Source organism: Aliidongia dinghuensis (genome assembly GCF_014643535.1).
GTDB lineage: Bacteria > Pseudomonadota > Alphaproteobacteria > ATCC43930 > CGMCC-115725 > Aliidongia > Aliidongia dinghuensis.
Window position 1 is genome coordinate 98,719 of the sequence record NZ_BMJQ01000019.1, and the last position, 20,996, is coordinate 119,714.

21 protein-coding genes are annotated in these 20,996 nt (G+C 63.3%); 5 read left to right on the forward strand and 16 right to left on the reverse strand.

From position 1 onward, the window contains the following. Positions 1-33: 33 nt before the first annotated feature. From nuoG to IEY58_RS28595, 7 genes are read right to left on the reverse strand one after another with little or no spacing between them, the layout of a single operon-like run. Positions 34-2,622, reverse strand: a complete 2,589-nt coding sequence (gene nuoG / locus IEY58_RS28565; protein WP_189051568.1) for an NADH-quinone oxidoreductase subunit NuoG — start codon at positions 2,620-2,622, stop codon at positions 34-36. Positions 2,623-2,654: 32 nt separating this feature from the next. Beyond that, positions 2,655-3,920 (reverse strand): NADH-quinone oxidoreductase subunit NuoF, encoded by a 1,266-nt coding sequence (gene nuoF, locus IEY58_RS28570; RefSeq protein WP_189051569.1) that lies wholly within the window; start codon positions 3,918-3,920, stop codon positions 2,655-2,657. A gap of 4 nt (positions 3,921-3,924) precedes the next feature. Continuing rightward, entirely contained in the window at positions 3,925-4,431 is a 507-nt protein-coding gene (gene nuoE / locus IEY58_RS28575) for an NADH-quinone oxidoreductase subunit NuoE (protein ID WP_229744019.1), read from the reverse strand. Positions 4,432-4,454: 23 nt separating this feature from the next. Next, positions 4,455-5,669: an NADH dehydrogenase (quinone) subunit D gene (nuoD, locus tag IEY58_RS28580; protein ID WP_189051571.1), complete on the reverse strand. Its 1,215-nt coding sequence runs from the start codon at positions 5,667-5,669 to the stop codon at positions 4,455-4,457. 1 nt (position 5,670) lies between these two features. Then, positions 5,671-6,234 carry an NADH-quinone oxidoreductase subunit C gene (locus IEY58_RS28585; RefSeq protein WP_189051572.1) on the reverse strand — a complete coding sequence of 188 codons (564 nt, stop codon included), beginning with the start codon at positions 6,232-6,234 and terminating at the stop codon, positions 5,671-5,673. After that, complete coding sequence (locus IEY58_RS28590) at positions 6,231-6,725, reverse strand: NuoB/complex I 20 kDa subunit family protein (protein ID WP_229744020.1); 495 nt, start codon at positions 6,723-6,725, stop codon at positions 6,231-6,233. The genes IEY58_RS28585 and IEY58_RS28590 overlap by 4 nt, the downstream gene beginning before the upstream one ends. Further along, entirely contained in the window at positions 6,722-7,078 is a 357-nt protein-coding gene (locus IEY58_RS28595; protein WP_229744021.1) for an NADH-quinone oxidoreductase subunit A, read from the reverse strand. Before IEY58_RS28595 ends, IEY58_RS28590 begins: the two co-directional genes overlap by 4 nt. 267 nt (positions 7,079-7,345) lie before the next feature. Here IEY58_RS28595 and IEY58_RS28600 point away from each other — a divergent pair, with 267 nt between their 5' ends. Both IEY58_RS28600 and IEY58_RS28605 read left to right on the forward strand, forming a co-directional pair. After that, the gene (locus IEY58_RS28600; RefSeq protein ID WP_189051575.1) at positions 7,346-7,534 is read left to right on the forward strand and encodes a hypothetical protein; all 189 of its coding nucleotides are present in this window, start codon (positions 7,346-7,348) and stop codon (positions 7,532-7,534) included. 3 nt (positions 7,535-7,537) lie between these two features. Beyond that, complete coding sequence (locus IEY58_RS28605; protein ID WP_189051576.1) at positions 7,538-7,795, forward strand: RNA-binding protein; 258 nt, start codon at positions 7,538-7,540, stop codon at positions 7,793-7,795. Here IEY58_RS28605 and IEY58_RS28610 read toward each other — a convergent pair. Next, positions 7,755-8,990 carry an nSTAND1 domain-containing NTPase gene (locus tag IEY58_RS28610; RefSeq protein WP_189051577.1) on the reverse strand — a complete coding sequence of 412 codons (1,236 nt, stop codon included), beginning with the start codon at positions 8,988-8,990 and terminating at the stop codon, positions 7,755-7,757. The two genes, IEY58_RS28605 and IEY58_RS28610, sit on opposite strands and share 41 nt — an antisense overlap. Positions 8,991-9,127: 137 nt before the next feature. Between IEY58_RS28610 and IEY58_RS28615 the strand changes: the two genes are divergently transcribed. Both IEY58_RS28615 and IEY58_RS28620 read left to right on the forward strand, forming a co-directional pair. Next, the gene (locus tag IEY58_RS28615; RefSeq protein WP_189051610.1) at positions 9,128-10,009 is read left to right on the forward strand and encodes a helix-turn-helix domain-containing protein; all 882 of its coding nucleotides are present in this window, start codon (positions 9,128-9,130) and stop codon (positions 10,007-10,009) included. Further along, positions 10,006-10,218: a hypothetical protein gene (locus IEY58_RS28620; RefSeq protein ID WP_189051578.1), complete on the forward strand. Its 213-nt coding sequence runs from the start codon at positions 10,006-10,008 to the stop codon at positions 10,216-10,218. Before IEY58_RS28615 ends, IEY58_RS28620 begins: the two co-directional genes overlap by 4 nt. Positions 10,219-10,222: 4 nt before the next feature. Here IEY58_RS28620 and IEY58_RS28625 read toward each other — a convergent pair whose 3' ends face one another. Genes IEY58_RS28625 through IEY58_RS28655 form a run of 7 tightly spaced genes read right to left on the reverse strand, consistent with a single transcriptional unit; the run spans position 10,223 to position 17,449 of the window. Then, on the reverse strand, positions 10,223-11,668 hold the full coding sequence (locus IEY58_RS28625; RefSeq protein ID WP_189051579.1) for an NADH-quinone oxidoreductase subunit N: 1,446 nt from the start codon (positions 11,666-11,668) through the stop codon (positions 10,223-10,225). Then, a complete protein-coding gene (locus IEY58_RS28630; RefSeq protein ID WP_189051580.1) occupies positions 11,665-13,140 on the reverse strand; it encodes an NADH-quinone oxidoreductase subunit M in 1,476 nt (491 codons plus the stop codon). The genes IEY58_RS28625 and IEY58_RS28630 overlap by 4 nt, the downstream gene beginning before the upstream one ends. 4 nt (positions 13,141-13,144) lie before the next feature. Next, positions 13,145-14,905 (reverse strand): Na(+)/H(+) antiporter subunit D, encoded by a 1,761-nt coding sequence (locus IEY58_RS28635; RefSeq protein ID WP_189051581.1) that lies wholly within the window; start codon positions 14,903-14,905, stop codon positions 13,145-13,147. After that, a complete protein-coding gene (locus tag IEY58_RS28640; RefSeq protein ID WP_189051582.1) occupies positions 14,898-15,152 on the reverse strand; it encodes a hypothetical protein in 255 nt (84 codons plus the stop codon). Before IEY58_RS28640 ends, IEY58_RS28635 begins: the two co-directional genes overlap by 8 nt. Next, a complete protein-coding gene (locus IEY58_RS28645) occupies positions 15,149-16,630 on the reverse strand; it encodes a monovalent cation/H+ antiporter subunit D family protein (RefSeq protein ID WP_229744022.1) in 1,482 nt (493 codons plus the stop codon). Before IEY58_RS28645 ends, IEY58_RS28640 begins: the two co-directional genes overlap by 4 nt. A gap of 16 nt (positions 16,631-16,646) precedes the next feature. Beyond that, positions 16,647-16,949 (reverse strand): NADH-quinone oxidoreductase subunit NuoK, encoded by a 303-nt coding sequence (gene nuoK, locus IEY58_RS28650; protein WP_189051584.1) that lies wholly within the window; start codon positions 16,947-16,949, stop codon positions 16,647-16,649. Further along, positions 16,949-17,449, reverse strand: coding sequence for an NADH-quinone oxidoreductase subunit J family protein (locus tag IEY58_RS28655; protein WP_189051585.1), 501 nt, complete (start codon positions 17,447-17,449; stop codon positions 16,949-16,951). The genes nuoK and IEY58_RS28655 overlap by 1 nt, the downstream gene beginning before the upstream one ends. A 657-nt stretch (positions 17,450-18,106) precedes the next feature. Between IEY58_RS28655 and IEY58_RS28660 the strand changes: the two genes are divergently transcribed. Continuing rightward, complete coding sequence (locus IEY58_RS28660; protein WP_189051586.1) at positions 18,107-19,156, forward strand: class I SAM-dependent methyltransferase; 1,050 nt, start codon at positions 18,107-18,109, stop codon at positions 19,154-19,156. Between the two features lie 509 nt (positions 19,157-19,665). On the opposite strand, the gene IEY58_RS28665 is transcribed toward IEY58_RS28660, so the two are convergent. Beyond that, complete coding sequence (locus tag IEY58_RS28665) at positions 19,666-20,988, reverse strand: LLM class flavin-dependent oxidoreductase (RefSeq protein ID WP_189051587.1); 1,323 nt, start codon at positions 20,986-20,988, stop codon at positions 19,666-19,668. Positions 20,989-20,996: the final 8 nt, after the last annotated feature.

Consider the following 20,996-nt stretch of genomic DNA (forward strand, 5'->3'; position numbering starts at 1 on the left):
GCGGGGCGCAGGCGCAGGGAACCCGGCAATGCTTCAGCCGGAATTCTCAGAGGTCGCCCGCGGTCCGGCGGCTGTCGCGATCTCGAAGGCCGCATGCGCCTTTTCAACCTCCACCGGACATGGGTATTCGCCCCGCCGCATCAGGCTGTTGAGACGCAGGGTTCGGTAGTTTTCCGGAACGAATACGAGGCCCGGGGGAAAGTGCCTGTTGACCCTGAGCTGCGCCGTCAGTTTGCTTTGTGCGGACCGCACGACCACCTGATCGCGCTCCGACAGGCCAAGCCGTGCTGCATCCTGCATGCTCATTTCGACATAGGGGTCATCCGCGACCGTATTCAGAATTTCCGAGCGTTCGGAAAGATATCCGTTGTGGAACAGGCAGTTGCCGGTGACCAGCATGAGCCGATCGGCGGGATTCGGCGCAGGCGGAGGGGCGAAGAACTCGCCAGCCGGCGTCGCCGGGACTGCCTTGGTGAATGCTCCGTCGGCGCCGAGCCCGTCCTCCGTCATCCCCTCGTAGGTCGGCACCAGCCGGGCAATCTCGCTGAAGATCTCGCCCTGTGATGAGGGCCGCAGCGCCTGGTTGCGGGCTGCCGCGACGAAGTCGAAGATTGCCAGATTGCCCCGCGCCTCGAAGGCGGGTTCGCGAAACTTGCAGACCTTCTGGATCCGGCCCTCGTTGTTGGTGAACGTGCCGGATTCCTCGCCATAACCCGCCGCAGGCAGGACGACATCGGCCAGGCTCGTCGTATCCGTGAGGAACGTGTCCTGCACGATCAAGAGATCGGCGGCCCCAAGCGCCCGCTTCACGAATGCCCGGTCGGGGTAGGCCATCAGCGGGTCGCCCCCGGCGATATAGAGCACGCCCATCCGCCCCTTGTCACAGAGCGCCAGCATGGCGTCGAAATCAGCACCCGGTTCGGACGGGATTTCGGCGCCCCAGGCCCGTCCGAGCGCTGTGCGCGCCGCATCATCGGCAACCCCGCGCAGCCCGGGCAACGCCCCCGGCAGGACCCCCATGTCCCAGGCGCCCATCTGATTGGCACGGTCGAAGAGGAACTGCATGGCCGGCGCCTTGCCGAGCGTGCGGAGCACCTGCAACAGATTGCTGAGCTGCTGCAGTGTCGCACGCGCCTGGGGTGACCTCAGGAGGTCGACGCTCACAAGCACGGTGGCGCTCCAGCCCTCGAGCAGGGCTGCGGCCAGACGGTCCGGCCCGTCACCGTCGGTGGTCGGTGCCGGCGCGCTGGCTGTCGCACCGATATCCGCCAATAGACCGCCGAGCCCGGTCCGACCGGTTGCCGCCAGCCTGGCCACCACCGCTGCGAGGCCCGCCGCCTCACCGTCCGGCGTAACGCGAACGACCGCCCGGGCATCGGCGTCCAGGCGGGACGGCCGCGCGGAGAGCATGAGCAACCCGGTGTGTCGCCGCCGCGCAGCGTCTCGCAGCAGGTATTCGGTCACGGGGTTTTCGTCGGTCACGTTGCCGCCGACGACAAACACGCAGCCGTTGCCGATCACCTCCTCCAGCGGTGCGCGGGTGTAGAAGCCCGTCACCAACGGGCGGAGCGCGTCGAACGGCGTGGACCAGCGCGACGCGCAGTCAATGTTGTTGGTCCGGAATACCGTCCGCATCAGCTTCTGGAACTGATACAGCATCTCGTTGGGCAGGCGAGGCGAGGCAAGCCCACCCGCAGCCTTGCTCTCGACGGCGGCCAAGCGTCGGCGCAGGGTGTCGCCCGCTTCGTCCCAGGAAACCGGAACCAGTGCGCCATCGCGACGGATCATCGGCCGCTTGATCCGGTCCCGGCTGGCGATGAAGTCGAGGCCGAAGCGCCCCCGCACGCAGAGTGTTTCGCGGTTGAGCCCATGCTCCCACTTCGAGCGGACCCGCATGAATTCGCCCTTGCGCGTGCCGACGGTCAGCTGGCAGCCGGTACCGCAGTGCGGGCAGACCGTGTCGGTCTCGACCAGATCCCAGGGGCGCGCCTTGTAGCGATAGGGGAAGCTCATCAGGGCGCCGACCGGGCAGACCTCGACGCAATTGCCGCACTGGTCGCAGCTCGCGAGACTGCCCTCGAAGCCGGTGACGGCGGTATCCATGCCCTTTTCAACGGTGCCCAGGGCGACCGCGCCGACGACCTCCTCGCACATCCGGACGCAGCGCTGGCATTGGATGCAGCGGTTGACGTTCATGATGATGACCGGGCTGAGGCGGATGTCCTCGGAGTGGAACACGCGCTTGGCATCGCGGAACCGGCTTTCGCGGGGCCCGTATGCCATCACCATGTCCTGCAGCTCGCACTCGCCGCCCTTGTCGCAGACCGGGCAGTCGAGCGGATGGTTGGCGAGCAGCATGTCCAGCATGGAAGAGCGCGTTTCGTCGATCAGCGGCGTGTTCGTCCGCACCACCATGCCGTCGGCGACCGCGGTGGCGCAGGAAGGCTGCAGGCGACGCTGTCCTTGGATCTCCACCAGGCACATGCGGCAGGAGGCCAGCGCCGGCAGCCGCTTCAGATAGCAGAAGGTCGGGATCTCGATGCCCAGACGCTCGGCGGCCATCAGCACCGTAGAGCCCGGCTCCACTTCCAGCGTTTGCTCGTCAATCGTGATGCGGACCATGGCTTCCTCGCGGCCGTCTCGCAGCGTGCGCCTCAATGAAACGGGCACCTCCGCTCCTTGATATGGGCGACGAATTCATGCTCGAAATGCGCCAGCGCCGCCCGCAGCCCCATCGCTGCGCCGTCGCCCAATGCGCAGAACGTGTTGCCGAAAATGCCCTTGCAGAGCGCCTCCAGCTGTTCGAGGTCGCCCGGCGTGCCCTGCCCCGCCTCGACCCGGCGCAGCACCTTCACGACCCAATTCAGCCCTTCGCGGCACGGGGTGCACTTGCCGCAGGACTCGTGGTGGAAGAACTCGATGATGCGGGTGGCGACCTTGACCATGCAGGTCGAGTCGTCGATCACGATCACCCCGGCCGAGCCGAGCATCGAACCGGCGGCGGCGAGCGAGTCGAAGTCCATCCGGACGTCCAGCCCGCGCTCCGGTATCAACGGCGCCGAAACCCCGCCGGGGATCACCGCCTTGATCTTGCGCCCCGGTGGCGGCCCGCCGGCGTGGTCCTCGACCAGTTCGCGCAGCGGAATGCCCATCGGCAGCTCGTAAAGGCCCGGCTTCAGCACCTGTCCGCTGAGGCAATAGAGCTTCGGGCCGGGGCTCCCCTCCGGGCCGATGCCACGGAACCAGCCAGGCCCGCGCGCCACGATATGCGGCACGCAGGCCAGCGTCTCGACGTTGTTGATGACGGTCGGGCTGGCGTAGAGCCCTTCAACCGCCGGAAACGGCGGCTTCAGGCGCGGCTGCGCCCGCTTGCCTTCCAGCGAGTCGAGCATCGCCGTCTCCTCGCCGCAGATATAGGCGCCGGCGCCGCAATGGATGTGCACGACGAAGCTGAAATCCGAGCCCAGAATGCGCGTTCCCAGATAACCCTTTGCATGGGCCTCGGCGATCGCCTGCTCCAGCCGCCGGATCGCCAGCACGTATTCCCCGCGGATGTAGACGTAGGCGGTTTCCGCCCCGATCGCGTAAGCGCTGATCGCCATGCCCTCGATCAGCTGGTGCGGGTCACGTTCCATGATGAGCCGGTCCTTGAAGGTGCCCGGCTCGCCCTCGTCGGCGTTGCAGCACAGGTATTTCGGCTTGCCGGCTCGCTTCGGCACGAAGCTCCATTTCATCCCGGTCGGGAATCCGGCCCCGCCGCGACCGCGCAGGTTGGATTGCTTGACGAGGTCGATGATCTCGTCGGGCGTGTGCTCGCGCAGCGCCTTCGCCAGCGCCTGATAGCCGCCGCCGGCCTCATAGGTCGCGAGCAGATGGCCATCCGGCACCTCCATGTTCCTGAGCAGGACCGGTTCGAACATGGCGCTACTTTCCCGCCGATCCGGCGGCGGCAAGATCCGCGTCCGTCGCTTGCTCCGCCGCTGCGCGCAGCCTGTCCAACAGCGCGTCGATGCGCGCGATGTCGAGGTTGCCGAGATAGTCGTCGCCGACCTGCATCACCGGGGCCATCTCGCAAGCCCCGAGGCATTCGACGGTCGAAAGCGTGAACAGCCCGTCCGGGGTCGTGCCGCCCCTCTCGATCCCCAGCACCGCCTCCAGATGCCCGAGCAGGTCTTCGGATCGGCGCAGCATGCAGGAGACGTTGTCGCAGAGTTGCAGGTGGAACCGACCCACGGGCGCGGTATGGAAGAGGGTGTAGAAGGTGGCCAACTCGTAGACCCAGATCCGCTCGACACCGAGGATGTCGGCGACCTCTTCCAACACCGGGCCGGGCAGATAGCCATATTCCTTCTGCGCGATCAGAAGTGCCGGCATGATCGCCGAGCGCTGGTCGGGATACCGCGCTGCGGCCGCCTCGATCTTTTCGCGCATGTTCATCGCATCCAAATCCCCGGCTACTTGTCCACCTCCGCCATCACAGGGTCGAGGCTGCCCAGCACGGCGATCATGTCCGCCAGGTAGCGCGCGTTGCTGACGCCGAACAGTCCCTGAAGGTTGACGAACGAGGGTGCCCGCACCTTCATGCGGAACGGTTTTTCGGACCCGTCGCTGACGATGTAGAACCCGAGCTCGCCCTTTGGCGCCTCGATCGCCGAATAGACCTCGCCCTTCGGCACCTTGAAGCCATAGGCCGACAAGTCGAAATGCTGGATCAGCGCCTCCATCGAGCAGTGCACCCTCTCCTTGTCCACCGGGAAAGCGATTGTCGGCATGTCGATCTGGAACGGGCCATCGGGCATCTGGTCGAGGCATTGTTCGATGATCCGGACGCTCTCGCGCATCTCCTCGACCCGGCAGCGCCACCGCGCGTAGCAATCGCCCTCTTCGCGGGTAATGACATTGAACGCGAGCCGGTCGTAGATTTCATAGGGCTCGTCGCGGCGGATGTCCCAATCCACGCCCGAAGCCCGCAGGTTCGGGCCACTGAGGCCAAGATCGATGCCGTCCTCGGCGGAAATCACGCCGATCCCCTGCGTGCGCTTCAGGAACACCCGGTTGTTCTCGATCAGCCGTTCATAGTCGCGGATCCGGTGCGGGAAGATGTCGCAGAACTCTCTGACCTTGGGGACGAACCCGTCGGGCAGGTCCTCGCGCACACCGCCGACCCGGCAGAAGGAGGTGTGCATCCGCGCCCCGCTGATCATCTCCAGCAGGTCCATGATCATTTCACGCTCGCGCATGGCGTAAAGCAGCGCGGTCATGGCGCCGAGGTCCATCGGCAGCGCGCCGGTGATCAGGAGATGACCGGAGATCCGCGCCAGTTCGGCCATGAGCACGCGGATATATTGCGCGCGGATCGGCGCTTCGATGCCGAGGAGCTTCTCCACCGCCAGTGCGAAAGCCAGGTTGTTCGACGGCGGGCAGAGGTAGTCGAGCCGGTCGGTGAGCGGAAAGATCTGGGTGTAAGTGAAGCTCTCGGCCAGTTTTTCGGTGCCGCGGTGGAGGTAGCCGATATGCGGGTCCACGCGCGCGACAACTTCGCCGTCCAGCTCCAGGACGAGCCGCAGCACCCCGTGCGTGCTGGGATGTTGCGGGCCGAGGTTGAGAAGCACCTCCCTTCTATCGGGTACTTCGCCGTCCGGCCTGGTCAGCTCCGTGACTTCAGTCATCTCAAGTCCCCGGCGGGAAACGGCCTCCTTGTGGAATGTTCCTGGTGGCGAGGTCGGGCTGCGTCGGCGGCGGGCCTTCCGCGCCAAACGGGTTCAGCGCGTCCTTGTAGCCCCGGAGCGGAAAATCCTTGCGCTGCGGGAAGCCCTCGAACCCTTCCCACATGTAGATCCGGCGCAGGTCGGGGTGGCCCTCGAACCTGATGCCGTACATGTCCCAGGCCTCGCGCTCGTGCCAGTTGGCGGTGCGCCAAACCCCCGTCACCGACGGGAGCCGCGGCGGATCGCCGAGGCGGCACTTGATCCGAACGCGCCATTTGTTCGGCAGCGAATAGAGGTGGTACACCGCCTCGTAGCGCGGCGCCTCGGGGTAATGATCGACGCCGCAGATGTCGGACAGGAAGTTGAGCCGCAGCGCCGGGTGCTCCTTCAGGAACCGGCAAAGCTCGACGATCAGTTCGGGCGGTGCCGCGAAGGCATGCACCCCATGCGCGAAGCCAAGATCCTCGATTGCATCCCCGAAACGCTCCGCGATCAGGGCACGGTTGAGGGGTGTCTTGACGCTCATGACGCCACGACCCGGCCGAGGGGCGTCCCGGCCAGCGCCCGGGATTTCCTGATTTTCTCCTGAAGCAGAAGGAAACCGTGCATCAGCGCCTCGGGCCGCGGCGGGCAGCCGGGCACATGCACGTCTACCGGCACGAAGGTCTCCGCCCCCTGCACGACGGCATAGGTATTGTAGACGCCGCCCGAGATCGCGCAGGTACCCATCGCGATGACCCAGCGCGGCTCCGGCATCTGGTCATAGAGCCGCCGCACCACGGGCGCGAATTTCCGCGTCACGGTGCCGGCGATGATCATCACGTCGGACTGGCGGGGTGAAGGCCGGAACACCACGCCGAACCGGTCGAGATCATAGCGCGCGCACCCGGCCGAGATCATCTCGATCGCGCAGCAGGCAATGCCGAAGGTCTCGGGCCACAGCGCCGATCTGCGGCTCCAGCTGATCACGCTGTCGGCCGTGGTGAACAGCACGCTCTCGCGGAATGGGTTGTTCATGCTTCCCATTCCAGCGCCCCCTTCAGCCAGGCGTAGGCGAAGCCCACCAGCAGCAGCAGCATGAAGACGAACATCTCGATATAGCCGATGAGCCCGATCTCCTTCATGACGACGGCCCAGGGAAAGAGAAACATCGTCTCGACGTCGAAGACCACCAACAGGATCGCGAGGATGAAGAACTTCACCCTGAAGCGCCCCCCGGCGGCCTCGCCCGCCGGGTCCATGCCGCATTCATAGGGCATGTTCTTCGCGGGATAGGGATTCGACGGGCGCAGTACTGAGGAGACAAGCAGCGTCACGGCCGCCACCAGAACAATTCCGGCGACCATAAGAAGAACCGGCAGGAACTCCATTCCAGTCATGTCGCAATTGCCCCGGTCACCTACCGCGGGCTTTGCTCAGGCCGTGACCCGATCCCTCAGAGATCGGTGATGCACGCCCGCGGGAAGCGCCTTGGGCATTCCTTTCTTGCACCGTAAAGGATATTCGGTCGGCCGGATCATTGCAAAGCCAATCGGCCAGCCGGTAGTGTCTCAGTTTGAAATTTGCCGGCCTTGACCGACCTGTCGCCAGGCGCTCGCAATCCCTATATGCTTAGCGGAAAGCATGGAGGTCGGCCGATGGCGGAGGTCTACGACGTTCTGGTCAAGGATTCCAAAACGCAGCATGAGGTGAAGGCGGCGCATAAGCGAACGGCCGAAGGGGCTCGTCTTCTGCGCGCCACGATCATCCCTGAAAGCGAGGAGGAGGTCGAGGCATCCTCGATTGATGAACAGGGTCGCTATGTGCCCGCGAAATCGAGAGCCTGACGAATGCCTAAAGGACCGAACGGCCAGAAGCGCCCCGGCGACGTGATTGGCGCCGCCATCATGGTCGCCAAGATTGCCACGGGCGAGATCGAAGAACCGACCGAGATCGATGACGGGAAAGACCCGGCAGCGAAGGCGCTCGGCAAGAAAGGTGGCGCCGCCAGGGTCGCGAAGCTTACGCCAGAAAAACGCACGGAGATCGCCCAAAAGGCAGCAAAAACTAGATGGAAAGCGTCCCCTGTTCTTTCTGAAGAAGAGTAGCGCGAGCCGCGTCATCTATCATTTTGCTTTGTATGCCTCGAATAATAACATATGGCTGCATCATAGGGTCGGCAAATCTAAAAGTCTGCTGGCGGTCTCCGCCTCTTTTTATAAGTACATTTCCGCCCTCATCAGATGAAAATCTGCGAAGATGCTTTTCGAAATGAGCTATTCTTTTTCTCTCTTTCATTATTGCACTATATGGCTCGACTACGTCATTGGCCGTGAAAAATCCTTCGTCATCAGTTCTTGCCAGTGCGCACGCCAATAGAGACTGCTGGAAGAAATTGTCCTGGTTGCTTCTGGTTGCTGTTCTGTAAGCATCTCGAAAAGAAATTTCCGTATCTTCGATAAATTTATCCATCGATGATTCAACATCATTGTTTGTGACCGTCGTCCGCCTGTTATCTATAGCATTTAGCGCAGCATGCTTTGATAATGTCTGAGTGAAGAACGGCAGGCCGCGAGACAGAGTTATGATTGTCCAAATGGCGTCCGCAGAAAATTGCATTATCGTTCTATTTGTCCTTTTTTGTATTATCTCTTTTAATTCGGAATCCGACATTCTACTCAAAGGTATTTGATTTATCGCTCTATAAACAGATTTGTGATCTTCTATAAGTTCTCCTATATTCTCGGCAACGCCTACCAGTATCACCGTAGTTGTTACGGCGAAGTCATAAAACTCCTTAATCAAATTTGCCGTGAGCGTTTTTGCGTCTTCGTCTCGAATTTCGTTGTATTCATCGATAATAATAATCGGCAAAGCATTCGCACCTATCTTCTGCAACTCCCTTCGAATCTGTGATGGCGTTACAGATTCGAAATTTGTTTCAAAAGCCACATATTGAGCCTTTCCAGAAGCCTCCCCCGTTGCTTTCAATTCCTCAAGCGCCCGAATCCATAAAGATGAAAATGTGTCATGAGGCCCGGCCTGCACACGCGCCACAATAAAACTTTTGAGAGTCTTGCTAAATCTCTTCCAGAAGATATTTGAAAGAGATGTCTTTCCAACACCGCGCTCGCCAAATAATACAACATGCTTTGATTTCTCAAGGACGGTCGTAAGTATTTTATCAACCTCTTTCGATCGTCCTGCGAACAAATCCTCTTCATCAATCGGCGCACCATCGAAAAGGCTCAAGATTTCGAATCTCAAGGAAAACCATTCATCGGCCGTGGTTGGACGCTTCATCGTGCTTTCCTGCGAGGGAAGTGGGCTGCTGATTTGTACCACAGGCGTTGACCAAATCAACCAAGGCGTTGACTGGAGCGGCTCATGCGTTGAGTAGATGATTGATGCTAAGCATAAAAGTTCATATTATAATGGGCATGAACAAGCTCTCTCTCGCCAAGCGCACCCAAATCCTTGCCATGCTGTGCGAAGGCTCGTCCATGCGGTCGATCTCCCGCGTGGTGGACGTGTCCATCAACACGGCGAGCAAGATCCTCGTGGAAGCTGGCGAGGCATGCTTGCCGCTGCATGACGAGACGGTGCGCGACGTGAAGGCGAGCCGCATGCAGTGCGATGAGATCTGGTCGTTCTGCTACGCCAAGGAGCGGACCCTGCCGACCGCCAAGGCCGCGACCGATGGCGCGGGAGACGTGTGGACTTGGACCGCGCTTGATGCCGATACCAAGTTGATCGTCTCGTACTTCGTCGGGGATCGCTCGGGGCAGTCGGCCATCGCGCTCATGGACGATCTTTGCGGCCGTCTACGCAATCGCGTCCAACTCACCACGGACGGCCACCGGGCCTATTTGGAAGCGGTCGAGGGCGCGTTCGGTGGCGACGTGGACTACGCCCAGCTTGTGAAGCTGTACGGCGAGGTCCCGCAGTCGTTCAAGGGCCGCTATAGCCCCGCCGAATGCTTGGGTGCGAAGAAGCATCGGGTGGAAGGCGAGCCGGATCTGGCGCACGTCTCTACCAGCTATGTCGAGCGCCAGAACCTCACCATGCGGATGTCGATGCGCCGGTTCACGCGGCTGACCAATGCGTTCTCGAAGAAGCTCGACAACCATATTCACGCGCTAGCGCTCTACTTCGCCTTCTACAACTTCTGCCGCATCCACAAGTCGCTGCGGGTGTCGCCCGCGATGGCGGCCGGTGTCAGCGATCGGCTATGGTCGATGGAAGATATCGTTGCGCTGATCGATGCGCGGGCCGAGCCCGTGAAGAGGCCGAGGACTTACCGGAAGGAGGCAATGAAATGAGACGCCTGATCGGAGCCTCGTTGCTTTTCATCGGCATTGTCCCGATTAGCGCCCTGCTCTTGCTGTATTTCCTCTGGGCGCGGCACATGTACACTGTTGGCATTTCTCCAGACACACGAACCGAATTGATCCTGATGGCCGTTGCGGATCTCGCTTGCCTCGGATCTGGCACCTACCTCCTGGCCAGCTCTCGAAAAATTTCAAACTGAGACACTACCGGCCAGCCGCCATCGCGGAGAGGTGTGCAAGCTTCAGAAACCACGCCGGAAACAGGCCGATGCCGATGGTGGCGGCGGCAGTGAGCGCGAGCGTGGCGCGGACCGCGGGCGTCAGCACCGGGTCGAACGCGCCGTCGGGTTCGCGCATGTAGATCACCATGACGATGCGGATGTAGAAGTAGGCGGCGACGGCGCTCAGTAGCACCGCGATCACCGCCAGCGTGACGAACCCCCGTTCGACGAGTGCCACCAGCACATAGAACTTGGCGAAGAAGCCGGCCGTCGGCGGGATGCCGGCCAGCGAGAACAGATAGAGCAGCATCAGGAGCGCCAGCGCGCGGTGCGACTTGGCGAAACCTGCGTAGTCCTCGATGACCTCGCCCGAGAAATCGCCGTTCCGCATCATGATGACGATGCCAAAGATGCCGAGGTTCATGAACGTGTAGATCAGCAGGTAGAGCATCACGCCGGAGATGCCGTCCGCACTGCCGGCCACCACGCCGAACAAGGCGAACCCGGCATGGGCGATGCTGGAATAAGCCAAGAGGCGCTTGAAATTGTCCTGCACCAGCGCCACGAAACTGCCGAGCGCCATGGTCACCACAGCAATGACCGCGACGATCACCCAGGCGTGCGAAGCAGCCACCAGCGGGTTGAGAAACACCCGCAAGATCACCGCGAAGCCCGCCGCCTTGGGGCCCACCGACATGAACGCGGTGATCGTCGTCGGCGCGCCTTCGTAGACGTCCGGCACCCACATATGGAACGGCACCGCGCCGACCTTGAAGACCAGCCCTGCGACGATGAAGACCACCGCCAGCAGCAATCCGGGATCGAGCCGATCGCCGGTCGCCGCCGCCGCCATCCCGTCCAGCTGCGTCGTGCCGGTGAGCCCGTAGACCAACGAGGCGCCGTAAAGGAAGATCCCGGTCGAGACCGCGCCAAGGATCACATATTTCAGCGCCGCCTCGTTCGACCGCCGTTCCCGCCGCAGGAAGCCGGTCAACACATAGGTGCAGAGCACCATCAGCTCGAGGCCGACATAGATCGAGATGAGATCGGTGGCCGAGGCCATGATCATCATTCCCGAAAGGGCGAACAGCAGCAGGACATAGTATTCGCTGCTCTCGATCTCTTCGATCTCGGCATATTTCCGCGAAAGAAGGAATGTCAGAACGGTGGTCAAGTAGAACAGCACCTTGAAGAAGACGGCGAAGCGGTCGGCGATGAACATGCCCGCGTAGGCTGGCCGCCCCTCGCCCGCCAGCATGAGTGTCGCCAAGGCGGCAATCAGCACGATCGCGACGGAACCGCAGACAAGGAGAGCTCCCTGCCCCTTGCGGACAAACTGTCCCAGGATCAGCAGGATACAGGCTCCGCCGACCACCACGATCTCCGGCAGGCTGGCGAGGATCGACTGGGACAGCGCAGCGGGGGTCATTGGCCGCGCCCCTCAGCATAGACCTGCGCCAGCAGATGCTTCACCGAGGCATCGATGATGCCGAGAAAGGGTTTCGGATAGAGCCCGACCCAGAGCACCAAGACGGCGAGCGGCAGGATCGCCGCCAGTTCGCGGGCATTCACGTCGCGGATCTTGAACCGCGCACTGACGCTCGCTGGACCGAGTGCCACTTTCCTATACATGCCAAGCAAATAGGCGGCACCCAGCAATGCCCCCAGAACGGCGGCCGCGCCGACGGCCAGGTTGGCCGCAAACCCGCCCGTGAGCACCAGCAATTCGCCCACGAACGAATTCGTTCCCGGCAGCGCCATCGACGACAGGGTGAACAGCGCCAGAAACGTCGTATAGACCGGCGCCGCCTTCATCAGCCCGCCATAATCCGCAATGCTCCGGGTATGGGTCCGCTCGTAGATCAGGCCCACGAACAGGAACAAGGCGCCCGTGGTGACGCCATGATTGAACATCTGCAGGATGCCGCCCTCGAGCCCGCGGCGGTTCAGCGCGAAAATCCCCAGCGTCACCAAGCCCATGTGGCTGATGCTGGAATAGGCCACCAGCTTCTTCAGATCGTCCTGCGCCAGGGCCAGCAGCCCGCCATAGACGATCGCAAGCGCCGAAAGGGTCAGCATCAGCGTCGAATAGTGCGCCGATGCCGCCGGGAGCATCGGCAGCGAGAACCGCAGGAACCCGTAGGCGCCCATCTTCAGGAGCACGGCGGCGAGGATGATGCTGCCCGCGGTCGGTGCCTGCACATGAGCGTCCGGCAGCCAGGTGTGGACCGGGACCATCGGCACCTTGACGGCGAAGGCGATCAGGAAGGCGAAGAACAGCCAGGACTGAACCCGGAACGGCAGATGCTGCTGGGTCAGGACGAGGATATCGAAGGTCCCGCCGTGCAAGTAGAGCACGATGATGCCGATGAGGAACAGGAGGCTGCCCACCAGCGTGTAGAGGAAGAACTTGAACGCCGCATAGACCCGGCCGTCGCCACCCCAGACGCCGATGATCACGTACATCGGGATCAGCATCGCCTCCCAGCAGACGTAGAACAGGAACAGGTTGAGCGCGCAGAACACGCCCAGCATCAGCGCCTGCATGGCCAGCAGACTGATCATGAATTCCTTCACCTTGCGATCGATCGCGACCCACGAGGCGAGCACGCAGATCCAGCCCAAGAGCCCGGTCAGGAACACGAAAAGCGCGCTAATTCCATCGACGCCAAGCGCGTAAGTGATGCCGAGCGCGGGCACCCACGGACGCGCCTCGGTGAACTGCAACTCGTGGGTCGTGGTGTCAAAGCCGGCCAGCATCGCGAGGCAGAGAGCAAAGTCGAGGACGGTGACGCCAAGGGCCGTCCACCGCACCGCGTCGTCGCTGCGGAGAAGCATCAGGACCGCTGCCCCGGCAGCGGGCAGGAACACGATGAGGCTGAGCAGAGGAAGCGACGCCACCCCCTTAACGCCACACCACGGCGAACACGGCGGTAGCCGCGATCACACCCGCCATCATCGCCAGCGCGTAGTGGGTCACGACGCCGGTCTGGAGCTGCCGGAGCGCCCGGCCGCCGCGCAGGGTCGCACGGGCGACGCCGTTCACGACGGCATCCACACCGTTGAGATCGACCCACAGTCCGGCCCGCGCCGTCCGGTGCAGGAAGGGCAGCGCCGCCGTCTCGGACACGTCGCTCACCGCCTTCTCGTAGCTCGCAAGCGGCTTTTCGGCGAGCCACATGAACTGCCGCGCTCCCTTGCGGTAAAACCAGTCGGTGTCGATGCTGATCGTGTTCTCCGGATCGAGCGACCTAAGGAACAGCACGAACCCCAAGGCGGTGAACATGAGCACGCCGAGGCTCTCGACGACATGGACGCCGGTGTAGGGTTCGAAGTCGACCGGATAAGGCAGAAGCGCGTAAAGCCGCTGGGGGAACAGCCCGATCGCGATGCAGAGCGCCGCCGCCATGCCCATCGCGACCAGCATGTTGCGGGGCGGCTCCCGCGCCACGAGTCCCCTGTCCGTGCCGAAGAACATGTAGTACGGGAGCTTGAGCCCGGTGTGCAGGAACGTTCCCGACGATGCCATCGTCAGCGCCAGAACCACGAGCGCGCGGTGATCCTGTGCGGCGGCCGCTATCACCATCGATTTCGTGACGAAGCCCGAGAAGAACGGAAATGCCGAGATCGCGAAGGCGCCGACCATGTAGAGCGCCACAGTCCATGGCATGGTCCGGTAGAGCCCGCCGAGCTCGGTGAGCTTGCGCCGCCCGGTGACATGGATCACCGCCCCCGCCCCCATGAAGAGGAGCGCCTTGTAAAGGATGTGTGCGAAGGCATGGCTGGCCGCGCCGTTCACCGCCATCTCGGTGCCGATGCCGACGCCCGCCACCATGTAGCCGACCTGGCTCACGATGTGATAGGCCAAAAGCCGCCGGCAATCGTTCTCCAGCACGGCGTAGACGACGCCGTAAAGCGCCATCACGGTCCCGAACCAGACCAGCAGCTCGGTCCCCGGAAAGGCCCGCGCCAGCACATAGACGGCGGTCTTGGTGGTGAAGGCGCTCATGAACACCGCCCCGGTGACGGTCGCCTCCGGATAGGCGTCGGTCAGCCAGGCGTTGAGTGGCGGCACGGCGGCGTTGAGCATGAACCCGGCAAGGATCAGGTAGCCGCCGACGCCGGCGCTCCCCTCGATCGGGCCGAAGAGCAGCGAACCGGTCGCGAGCCCGTGGAGGATGACCCCGCCGAGCAGGACGACGCCGCCGGTGACATGGACCATGAGATAGCGGAACCCGGCGCGGATCGCCTGCCTGCCGCGCTGGGCGAAGACCAGATAGGCAGAAGCGAACGCCATGCCTTCCCAGAACAGGTACAGGGTCAGGTAGTCGCCGGCGAACACCACGCCGAGCGCGCAGCCGACATAGACGAACGCTGCCACATGCTGGCCGGCGTCCGTCAGGTGCAGCGCGTAGACCGTGCCGATCAGCGCCATGATGGTGAAGACGATGGCGAAAACGATGGCCAGCTTGTCGACCTTCGCAATCAGGATGTCCTGCCCGATGAACCGCGCAGCACCGTAGCTGCCCGGCTGCATGGTGAGCACGGCCAGGATCGTCAGTGCCGGGATCAGCAGCAGATAAGCCGTGCGGGCCGATCCCTTCAGGAAGGGGATCGGCAGGGCGCCAAGAATGAACAGCAGGGCGGGATGGATGAAGTCAGTCATAATAGTCCTCGCGCCGCATCAGGCCAGCCTGATGGCCGAGGAACTTGGACACGAAGATCAGCAGCACGCAGGAGCCGAAACCATAGACGGCCGACCAGCCCGGCAGGCGGTCCCACAAATATTCGGCGGGCTCGCGAAACACCAGAAAGTCTGCAATGACGATCAGAACGAGCGCCAGATAGAACAGCTGGCGCCGTCGCCTAGCATGTTTCCCTTCACCAAAGAAATAGACGACGCGTTTGATCATCTGATCACTCCGTACGCCAGAGTGAGGAAATAGTCGGGAAAGACGCCCATCAACACCGACAGGATGGCGGTCGCGACCAACGGGATGGTCATCATCGGATTTTCCCGGACGGGCTTAGAGTTCTCGGGCGTAGAGTTCTCGGGCGTAGGGTTCTCGGAGGGCTGCGCCCCGAAAAAGGCGACATAGCTCACCGGCAGGAAATAGGCGGCGTTCAGGACTGAACTCACCAAGAGCACGATCGTGAACGCGGTCTCCCCGGCCTCGACCGAGCCCAGCGCCAGATACCACTTGCTGACGAAGCCCGCGGTCGGCGGCATTCCGATCATGCTGAGCGAGGCGACGAAGAACGCCCCCATCGTCCAGGGCAGCCTGCGGCCGATGCCGGCCATGTCGCCGATGTTCCGCTTGCCCGATGCGCAAAAGATCGACCCGGCGCAAAAAAACAGCGTGATCTTGGAGAAGGCGTGCGCCGCAATGTGGATGATCCCGCCGGCCATCGCGACCGGCGATGACAGAACCGCGCCAAGCACGATGTAGGAGAGCTGGCTGACCGTCGAATAGGCGAGCCTCGCCTTCAGGTCGTCCCGTGTCAGCGCGTAGACGGACGCCATCAGGATCGTGAACGAGACCAGATAGGCCGTAGCAATGCCGAGCCCCAGTCCGTGCACCAGCCCGGTGCCGAAGACATGGAACACCACCCGCAGCACGCAGAACACGCCCATCTTGACCACGGCCACCGCATGCAAGAGCGCGCTGACCGGTGTCGGCGCCACCATTGCGGCAGGGAGCCAGGCGTGCATCGGCATCACCGCGGCCTTGGCGAAGCCGAAGAGATAGCAGAAATAGACAACCGTCAGCAGCGCCGCCGGGGCATCGACCCGCGCCAGCAGGCCTCCCGCCACAAAGTCGAGCGAGCCCGCGAGCTGGTAGGTCAGCGCCAGCGCCGCGAGCAGCACGCTTTTCGACGCGCCCATCAGATAGACGAGGTACTTGCGGCTGCCCCTCCATCCCTCTTCGTCCTCGTGGTGGTAGACGAGCGGATATGTCACGAGGCTGAGCATCTCGTAGAAGATTACCAGCGTGAACAGATTGGCGGCGAAGGCGCCCCCGATGGCCGCCGCAATGCTGGTGGCGAAGCAGGCAAAGAACCGGGTCTGCGCGTGCTCCTTCAGATGCCGCATGTAGCCGATCGAATAGATCGCCGCCACGACCCACAGCAGCGACGAGACGGTGGCAAACACCATGCCGAGCGCATCGGCCCGAAACGCGAAATCGATCCCCGGCAGAATCTCGAACAGGCGCAAATCGACCGTCCCGCCGGCCAACACTGTGGGCGCCATCGAGGCGACAATTGCGAACGTGGCAAGAGCCGCCAACGGCGAGACCACATCGCGAAGCGTCTCGCGATGGTTCAGAAGCAGAACCGCGACGGCCGCCAGACCAGCTACCGCGACAGCGAGCAGGGGCCGGATCGACATCACCGGGTCCAATTCGCTATCCTTTCATCAGGGTCACGTCGTCGACCTTGAGGGTGGATTTGTTCCTCACGAGGGCGACCAGGATACCGAGGGCGATGGCAACTTCCGCCGCGGTGATCGCGATGACGAAGATCGCGAAGATCTGTCCGCGCAGGTCGTCGTAGTAACGCCCGAAAGCGATGAAATTGATGTTGACCGAGTTGAGCAGTAGCTCCAGCGACATCAGCACGACCAGGATGTTGCGCCTGAGCAGCACACCCGCCGCTCCGATCACGAATAGGACCGCTCCGAGCACGATCTGCCACCAGAGCGGTACCATCACTTAGGCTCCTTCCGTGCCAGCACGATGGCGCCGACCAGGGCCGCCAGCAGAATGACGGAGGCGACTTCAAACGGCAGAAGATAGTCGGCGAACAGCGTCGTGCTGAGCTGCCTGATGTCGCCGGCGGTGCGCGTGGCAACGGGTTCCGTGACCGAAAAGCGGTCGCTCGAGAGCACCAGCACAAGCATCTCGCCCCCTAGCAGGACGAGCAGCACCAGAGCCGGCAGGTTACCGCCCGGCAAGAACCGCTGAAACACCGCTTCGCGCACGTCGATCATCATGATCACGAATAGGAACAAGACCATGATCGCGCCGACATAGACGAAGATCTGGATGACCGCGAGGAACGGCGCCTCGAGCAGGACGAAGATTCCCGAGATCGGCAGGAAACACGCCATCAGCGCCAATGCGCTGTGGACCGGATTCCGCGCCAGGACCACGGTCAGCGCCGTGATCACGGAGGCCGCTGCGAACAGAAGGAAGAACCCCTGATCCATCGACACGACCCTCCGACGCGAAAGGTCCCACGGAGCGACGCGGCCGAGCGTGGCGTAGCCGCGCAGCTGGGTTGAAAATTGTGCCCCAGTCTCGGTTTTCTCTCAAGATTGTCGTGGCTTGCGGTTTAAGGTCTGATGGGCGCCTTATGAGACACTCGAGCCGGCCCCAACTGAGGGCCAGGCCGAAATTCCGACCACGACCTTTGTTCCGGCGATCTACGGTGCGGACCCTGGGCATGTGATGGATCATCGACATTCTGACGAGCGCGGCGCGGCAATCGCGAGAGAGCGCTGGAGCAGCATGCGCTGCTCGACGGGGCCTAGCGTGCCGATCTGGCCGGCCATGGGTATCGGGACGTCGCCGCCGTTGAGCGAGGGGCGATGCTACTGGCGGACGGGAAGATCCCGCTCATGGGCGTGGAGGCGATCGACCAGCCTGGCCAGTGCCAGCCCGTCGTGATCGAGCGAAAGGCCCCGCATAGCGCGAGCCCCGCGAGGCGACGGAACGTGCTCCGGACCGAGGTCGCGAGCTCAATGGGCAGGCGCTGCGCGGTGCGGTTCACGACCGGGCTGCGGAATTTGAGATCCGCGCCGCTCGCGGACTCCGCCAGTGTCATCCCCCCTCGATGCGGGTCACCCTAGCTGCGCCCGATCGCCATGACGACCCTCGCGGCAATCCTGACGCTCATGTCGCTTGCGCTCAGGTTTGATGAGGGTTCGGCCATACAGCAACCCCTCCGCGGTCGCGATCATCGCCGGCCTCGTCCTGCAGTTTCCATTGGCGCTGCTGGTGATGCTAGCGCCGATCGGGTTGGCCGGCCGGGTCGGCACGGCGAAGCCGCAAGCGGCTTGACGCAACCGGCGTCACATTACCGATCGCCAATCCGCCGGTCACACTGCGGCAATGTGTCATGGGGCATACTCCAGCACCGCTTGCAGGCGGCCAGGGGTGAATGCTTTGGGGCACAGGATTTGATCGAACTCGCGGCGCTGCCGGATTACTACAACGACGACTATGTCCTGCTGTCCGACATCATGACGCCGGCGGAGAAGACCCAGGCGGAAGTCGCCTATATCAGCCGCATGCTTCAGGTCGGGCTCGGCACCAGAATCCTCGACCTCGGTTGCGGGTACGGCCGCATTGCTCATGAGCTTGCGCTGGCCGGCGCGGTCGTCACGGGCATCGACCTCGTGCCAGCGATGATCGAGAAGGCGCGCAGCCGGGCCGAGCGGGACGGCCTGTCGATCGACTATCGGATCGGAGACATGGTCCGGCTCGTCGGCCTGAGCGGCTTCGATGCCGCCATCATGTGGTTCTTCTCGTTCGGCTACGGCGACGACCGCAACCACGCGAAAATCCTGAAAGCGGCATGCGGCGCGCTCAAGAAGGGCGGCTTTCTGCTGTTGGACCAATACAATACCCATGTGCTGGCGGCCGAGAACCATCCGAGCCTCGTGGATCGGGGCGAGAGCCTTGTCATCCACAAACCGGTCCCCGATCTCGAAGCTGGCCGCTGGGGCGTGGAGCGCGTCGTCGTCAAGGATGGGACCATCCATCGGTCGCGATTCTCCTGCCGCTGCTACACGCCGCCGGAGCTTCGGGCCATGTGCCTGGCCGCGGGGTTCCGAGACGTCCGGTTCGTGAGCGAAGAGTCGAATGAATACCTGCCAGCGAGCCGCAAGCTCGTCGCGATCGCGCTGAAATGAGGGCCTGACCGGTCGCCGGCCAACATTCATTTTTGGTCATCTTCCCGGCTTCTCGCCCGAACTTAACGCAGCCGTCAAATCCCAGCGGCAAAATGGTTGCTGACCCGGCTCAATCTGACCGATCCGGGCTCCATGATTTTGACGCCATGGGGCGACCTTCTGCTCGACGATCAGGGCGACGGGGGAAGAACAAGCCTCGTGACGCTCGGCGTTCGCAAACTCGGAGCTGGAAGCGGAACGGCCGCTTTCGCGAAGAGTGCTGCTGCGGCTAAGCGACCATGATGGGCGCGAAGCCGCCATGGTCCCCCGAACGACGAACGTCAGGACAGCACCACTCAAGGTGCTGAAGGAAGGGCAATGCCGTCAACAATGCCGCTGGGCCGACTTGTTGCAGGCCCGGCACCCGAACGCGGTTCTGTCCGGAGCTGCCGGGCGGCGCCGGCCGCATCGGCGCGCATTCCCGATTTGTCTCCTAAACGTGGTTTTCTGCCCGCTCTACGGCGTCACCCCTACCCATGCGATCGCACGTGCCGATTCTCCGGCCGCGTCAGCCCCAGATGGTCGCGCAGCGTCGAGCCCGTGTAGTCGGTGCGGAACAGCCCGCGTTCCTGCAGGATCGGCACGACCAGGTCGACGAAATCGTCGAGCCCGCCCGGGAAATAGGGCGGCATGATGTTGAAGCCGTCGGCGGCACCGCCGACGAACCAGGCCTCGAGCTGGTCGGCAATCCGCTCGGGCGTGCCGCGCACCATCCAATGGCCGCGCGCGCTCGCCACGATCGCGACCAGCTCGCCCAAGGTCAGGTTTTCGCGCCGCGCCAGATCCGCCAGCAGCTTCGACCGGCTCCGGAGCTGGTCCGACAGGGGCAGCTCGGGCACCGGCCCGTCCATCGGATAGCCCGAGATATCGTGGCCGAGCCGTTCCGAGACGAGTGCCAGCGAGGCTGCCGGATCGGCCCAGCTCTGCAGCAGCTTGAGCTTGTCGAGCGCCTCCTGCTCGGTCCGGCCGATGACCGGGAACACGCCCGGCATGACATGAAGCTGGTCCGACCGCCGGCCATAGCGTGGCAGGCGCGCCTTGAGCCCGTCGTAGAACGCCTTCGCCTCCTCGAGGTCCGCCTGGGCCGTGAACACCACGTCGGCGGTCTCGGCCGCGAGCTCCTGGCCGGGATCGGACGAGCCGGCCTGGATGATGATCGGATGGCCCTGCGGCGGGCGCGAGCTGTTGAGCGGGCCCTTGACCGAGAAATACTTGCCCTCGTGCTCGAGCAGATGGAGCTTGCTCGGGTCGAAATAGGCGCCGGTCGACTTGTCCATGACGAAGGCGCCGTCCTCCCAGCTGTCCCACAGTCCCTTGGCGATCTCGACGAACTCGCGGGCGATGGCATAGCGCTCGTCGTGCTCCGGATGGGCGCCGCGCGAGAAGTTCGCCGCCGACCGGGCATAGGAAGTCGTGACCACGTTCCAGCCGGCCCGGCCCTGGCTCAGATGGTCGAGCGAGGAGAAGGCGCGCGCGACATGGAACGGCTCGCCATAGGTTGTCGACACGGTCGCGGCGAGGCCGATGCGGCTGGTGCTCATGGCGAGGGCCGCGAGCAGCGTCATCGGCTCGAACCGGGCGACCATCGAAGGGTGCGCGTCCTTCCCCGTGGTGAGCCCGTCGGCCAGGAAGAACAGGTCGAACTTGCCGCGCTCGGCCGTCGCGGCGATGCGCTTAATGAGATCGAGATTCTCGCTGCCGGCTTCGGCGTCCGGCAGCCGCCAGCCGGCCACGTGGTGCCCGGCCGCCTGGACGAAGACGCCGAGATGCATTTGCCGCTTGGGTTCGGTCATGGATCGCT